General features: G+C 57.6%; 2 protein-coding genes. One reads left to right on the forward strand and one right to left on the reverse strand.

What is annotated here, in order from left to right:
• A partial coding sequence (locus KBF66_RS17215) for a glycosyltransferase (protein WP_296660227.1) occupies window positions 1–941 on the reverse strand: 941 nt, incomplete at its 3' end.
• A gap of 84 nt (window positions 942–1,025) precedes the next feature.
• On the opposite strand from KBF66_RS17215, the gene KBF66_RS17220 reads away from it, so the two are divergent.
• Window positions 1,026–1,324 (forward strand): acyltransferase family protein (locus KBF66_RS17220; RefSeq protein ID WP_296660230.1); only part of this gene is annotated, 299 nt, incomplete at its 3' end.

A 1,324-nucleotide genomic window follows, 5' to 3' on the forward strand; every position in this document is an offset into this window, starting at 1 on the left:
CTGGAAACAACCCAAGACATGCCAGAGCCTGGAAGATCACTGACGATGCAGGGCTTGCCATGTGCCATGGCTTCAAGCAGTACCACACCAAATGCCTCGGTGCGCTCGCTCGACGCAAGGCAGAAGGCATCACAACTGGCAAGCAACTGGTGCTTGAGTTCTTCAGAAACCTCACCGAGCAGTTGGACATGGGCACCGTCTTCATCGGATGCACTGGAGCGAACCAATGCCTGCAGGCTGGCCATGTCTTCACCGTGCCCAGCGATGATGAGCTGCAACTGATCTGATGCGCTGACTGCACGGATCAGGGTGTCAAACCCCTTGTAGTGTGCCAGTCGTCCAAGAGACAGCAGTCGCAGCCGTTTGGGAAGCCACGGCGTGGGTCCATGCTCAAAATCTGGCAACTGGGTATGAATGGCCAGTGGCACCACCACACATTTGGGTAGCCAGTGTTGCAACGGCTCACTGGCATAAAGGTACGGCAATGAGGTCACCACAATGCGCTCGCATCGCTCGAGCAGCGCCTGCTCAAAAGGGCGATAGAGCGTGTAGGCTACTCGCAGGGCCAGCCGCTCTTCCGATACCACAACATCAGAATGCCAGTGCACCACCCACGGAATTTTGTAAGCATTGATGAGTGTCAACGCCCAAAATGCCGACACATTGGGCAGATGAAGGTGCAAAACCTGGGGATGGAGTTGGTGTATGGCCCGTTTGAGCGCCGCCCTGAACCCCAGCGCGATGGGGGTGTAGATCAGATTGAGCTGCACCGGCACCCTGCGCAGCCAGTGCGGGTCATCGGGCAAGGGGTCACCATGAACGATGGCATGGCTGTCGATACCCTGTGAGCGCTGGGTTTGCACCAGATCCGACAAGAACGACTCCATGCCGCCCCGGTAAGGCGGAAAGAACTTGCCAATATGGAGCACACGCAGGGTCATAGGGGGGCGATGCTAACCGAGTCGGGTGCGGCAGTGGCAAACCAGAGTGGGCTGTGGCCAACATTTCTATGTGACACTTGGCACATGCAGTTTCCGATGATTGATGTGTTGCGCGCCGTGGCCGCCCTGCTGGTGATGGTTTACCACGTGACCGCGCTTGGGCAGTGGGGCCGTTTCAGTGAGGCAGTTTGGGGCTTGCCTTTCAGACAAGGATGGATTGGGGTCGATCTGTTTCTGGTGATCAGCGGGTTTGTGATCACCTTGAGTGCCGCCAAGGCCCAGGCACGCGACCCTGCCGGGTTCAAATGGGCCTTCATGCAACGCCGGTTGCGCAGGCTGCTGCCACTTTATGTTCTGACCTGCGTGATTTTTGTGCTGCTGGT

Origin of the sequence: Rhodoferax sp. (assembly GCF_018063565.1) — a bacterium.
Classification (GTDB): domain Bacteria; phylum Pseudomonadota; class Gammaproteobacteria; order Burkholderiales; family Burkholderiaceae_C; genus Rhodoferax.